At 50.4% G+C, this 3,113-nt stretch carries 3 protein-coding genes; 2 read left to right on the plus strand and 1 reads right to left on the minus strand.

Features of this window, described 5'->3' with window-relative positions; all coding sequences use genetic code 11:
* Positions 1–221, minus strand: a 221-nt coding sequence (locus tag KDK13_RS12010; RefSeq protein ID WP_257285211.1) for a hypothetical protein, incomplete at its 3' end; no start/stop codon positions are given.
* 232 nt (positions 222–453) lie between these two features.
* Here KDK13_RS12010 and KDK13_RS12015 point away from each other — a divergent pair.
* Together KDK13_RS12015 and KDK13_RS12020 are read left to right on the plus strand one after the other, a co-directional pair.
* Positions 454–1,926, plus strand: a complete 1,473-nt coding sequence (locus KDK13_RS12015) for a YcjX family protein (RefSeq protein WP_257285212.1) — start codon at positions 454–456, stop codon at positions 1,924–1,926.
* A complete protein-coding gene (locus KDK13_RS12020) occupies positions 1,923–2,927 on the plus strand; it encodes a TIGR01620 family protein (RefSeq protein WP_257285213.1) in 1,005 nt (334 codons plus the stop codon). The genes KDK13_RS12015 and KDK13_RS12020 overlap by 4 nt, the downstream gene beginning before the upstream one ends.
* The last annotated feature ends 186 nt before the right edge of the window (positions 2,928–3,113 follow it).

Genomic DNA, 3,113 nt, shown 5'->3' on the forward strand with positions numbered 1-3,113 from the left:
TTATTCAATAAATTAAGAGAAGCAGGGTTGTTTTTGACTATATCCGATTGGTTATGGTAACCGGGAAAAGAGGTGTTCAGTGTCTGAACCGTCATTCCCTGATATGTTGAGGTTTGTCTGCTGGCATCAAATTGACACGTTTTTTCTATTAAACCAGACGAACCGGAGTAAAGATCGGCAAAAGCAATATCGAATGGAGGCAGGCTGATAAAGGGACCCATTGAATTGTTGAGTTGCTGAATTAATGCTTAGGACTACTCTTTATTATAAAAGTTCCTACGTAACACAAACCATTCAATATTTATATCAACCATCCATAAAGAAGCACTATTACCATAATCCCAATGATTTTAATACATAGAAACGATGGTCTATGCCAATGGCTTTCTGGCATCATCACAGACGTGGCAGTTGCGATGATCTACTGGTCTGGATGAAGCTGGATGTAGCTGGATGAAGCTGGATAAAAATAGTGCGATGAAACCGATAAAGAATAAGGTTAAGGAGTCCTTGCTGATGGGGCAGGATAAAGCGGTGGGTTTTGCCAGGTCTGCGGCCAGTTCATTGGAAAATGGCGTCGACCGGCTGCTTAACCGGCGCATTACCCTTGGGGTGACCGGTTTCAGCGGCAGTGGCAAGACCACCCTGATTACCAGTCTTATTCATCAGTTACAGCATTATCCTGACGCTCTTCTGGCGGCCTTCCCACCGGTTTTGCAGGATCGCTTATTGGGGGTAAAGCTGTCTGTTCTGGATGGTGACACACTTTTTCCCTATCAGCGGGGGATTGACGCTTTATCGAGAGGGCGGTGGCCGGAAGCGACAAGGGATGAATCCGGCTGCCTGCTGGAGATCAAGTTTCGTCATCCGCCCGGGTTATTTCGCCGGGGAAAACCAGGAATCAGTCGTCTTTATCTGGAGATTCGTGACTATCCAGGAGAGTGGTTACTGGATCTGCCGTTACTGGCTATGGATTACCGCGCCTGGTGCGTTCAATGTCGCTCCCTTTTTAACAGTGCCATGCGCCTGTCTATTGGCCGGAGTTTTATTGAAAAGCTGGAGTCTATTGATCCTTTCGGGACCATTTCCGAGCTGGAACTGCAGGTACTGTGGCAGGAACAACTGACCTTTATCAAAGCTTGCCAGCAAGCTGGCCTGACCATGATCCAGCCCGGACGCTGGCTGCATGCCTCGCCTTCAGATGATGAAAGTAAACTGCCGTTTATCCCGCTGCTTTCGATCACTGGCCGTTCAGAAGATCAGTTGGGAAAGGCTGCTGACAGCGCTTTATTCAAAGTGTGTGAAAGACATTATCAGCGATACCTGGAAAACCGGGTGAAACCCTTTTATCGAAATACCTTTCAGAAGGTAGATCGACAGCTGGTGCTGGTGGATCTGCTCAAATCGTTAAACAGTGGCCAGGAAGCGTTCGATGATCTTCGCTTTTCGTTGACACAGGTACTGCAAAGTTTTGATTATGGGCGCAACAGCCTGCTCCGGCGATTGGTTCAGCCACGAATCGACCGGGTGGTTTTTGCCGCCAGTAAAATTGACCAGGTGTTGCCTGACCAGCATGAAGCAGTGAGAGGGCTGACCGCAAACCTGGTGCAGGAGGCAAGGCGCAGAGCGGCGTTCAATGCTGTTGATGTCCGCTGTGAGGCGGTTGCAGCGGTTCGCTCAACGACGTATGTAGACTATCAGGGGCGCCAGGCACTGCAGGGGGTGACTGAGCAGGGGCCAGGAGTGTTACTGCACCCGGATATTCCTGAACAGATTCCGGCGATGGACGACTGGCAGGCACTGGGCCAGTGGCAGCTGCGCCGATTGATGCCGCCAGAGGGGCTGCAGTTGATCGCTGGTGGCCGACTGCCCCATATCCGTCTGGATAGCATTCTTAACGATCTGCTGGGAGACCGGTTTTCATGAGCAGCAACCACGACCCTTACTTTATTCCCCTGGAACCAGGGCAATCCCCGGGTACACCTGAATCAATCAGTGATGGTTTTCAGGATCGGGCGTTGCAGGGGCCTGAACTGGCGGTTAAACCGCTGCGTTTCCTGAGGTCGGCGTTTTATGGGCTGCTGACTCTGCTGTTGATCGTCGTGCTGTGGCAAACGGTTGAGCTGGGGCTTTTTCTCTATCAACTGCACTGGTCATTAGCCTTACTGTTTTTCGTGCTTTTTTTGTCACTGGCGGTCATTGTCGTTAAAGCCGTGGTGGAGTTCTTCCTGTATCAACAGGATTTCAGACAGATCAGCAAACTGCAGGAGCAGGCTGCACAGTTTCGAGACCAGAGAACGACAGTGTTAAAAAGCCACTGGCCAGGGCAACTGAGCAAACTCTACCAGGGTAAGCCTCAGCAGGTGTTACTTGAGCAGGTGTTGTCTGAGGTGCCTGATTACAGTGATGACAGCCAGCTACTGGCTTATCTGGATCGTCATTTTTTCCAGGAACTGGATCAGCAGGCACTTGGCCGCATTTCACAACATAGTCAGCAAGTTGCCTTGATGGTGGCGCTCAGCCCATTTACCGCTGTTGATATGTTGCTAGCCGTTTGGCGCAGTATCCGGATGCTTGATGAGATCTGTCAGATATACGGCGTCAGACCGTCATTGCCGGCTCGTACCCATCTGCTAACCATGGTCCTGGAACAGATGGCGCTGGCTGGTGCTACCGAACTGCTGTCTGACCAGTTGGCAGACTTTACTTCCAACCGGTTACTGGGCGTGGTCAGCTCACAGGCTGCCAGCGGGGTTGGCGTCGGTATCTATTCCGCCCGCGTCGGGCTCAGGGCTTTGGCACTCTGTCGTCCAATACCTTTTGCTGATGATCACAAGCCCGGTATTGGTCGTTTAGCCAGAAGTATTCTCGCTTCCCTGGAAGCCCGGCTTCGGAATACATCTGATCCCGAAAAGAAAGTGGAGTAATCTTGCCCCATTACCTGCCCCTTATACCTGCCCTATTAAAGGAGCACCTGAAGCTGTCGGTTGCTCCTTAATCTCTATTTCTTCTGACGCCTGCACTTTCACTGAGAAACTGTCGTTTACATCTTAATTAAGACGAAAAAGCAATCAAGTCTATGGATAAATACGACTAAAGGGTATTATTTATTC

The organism is Endozoicomonas sp. SESOKO1 (assembly GCF_024606265.1).
Lineage (GTDB): Bacteria > Pseudomonadota > Gammaproteobacteria > Pseudomonadales > Endozoicomonadaceae > Endozoicomonas.

What these genes read in the sequence shown, in the direction of transcription:
- KDK13_RS12020 (WP_257285213.1), top strand. Translation starts at nt 1,923, where the DNA reads ATGAGCAGCAACCACGACCCTTACTTTATTCCCCTGGAACCAGGGCAA.
- KDK13_RS12015 (WP_257285212.1), top strand. Translation starts at nt 454, where the DNA reads ATGAAGCTGGATAAAAATAGTGCGATGAAACCGATAAAGAATAAGGTT.